Source organism: Treponema sp. R6D11, from assembly GCF_054786075.1.
In genome coordinates this window covers 1-448 of the sequence record NZ_BDHD01000916.1, presented here as the reverse complement: position 1 = coordinate 448, position 448 = coordinate 1, and the positions used below count along the sequence as shown (strand labels likewise).

The following is a 448-nucleotide window of genomic DNA, read 5'->3' as shown; positions in this document are numbered from 1 at the left end:
TAATAATACCTCACCTTTGTTTTTCCATAATAGTATATTATTTGCGTGGAAAATACAATCAATGAAATTCCTCGACAATCCGCCGGTATTCTTCAACCGTTTCCGCGTGAACCGCCTTCTCGCGTAAAGCCGCGCCGCCAACGACGCCTTTTGTGTATGCGCAGAACTGTTTCCGCATTTCAAGGCAGGCGGTGCGCTCCCCGATGTCCGCGGCGAGCGTTTCCAAGTGGCGCATTGCTGCCGCTATCCGCGCGGAAAATGGGGCCGGCTCCCACGCGCCCGTTTCCAGCAGGGACCGGGTCTGCGAAAAAACAAACGGGTTTCCCATCGCGCCCCTGGCGAACATAATTGCCGCGCACTTCGTCTCCTTAAGCATTTTAAGCGCGTCCTCCGGCGCATAAAGATCGCCCGATCCCGCTACGGGAACGCTAAGCCGCGACGCGAGATC

The 448-nt window shown here is 55.8% G+C and carries 1 protein-coding gene; it reads right to left on the bottom strand.

Annotated elements, in window-relative coordinates; genetic code table 11:
• Positions 1 to 58: 58 nt before the first annotated feature.
• Positions 59 to 448: tRNA-dihydrouridine synthase (locus ACYVTD_RS16795; protein WP_461248792.1), on the bottom strand; the 390-nt coding region annotated here is incomplete at its 5' end.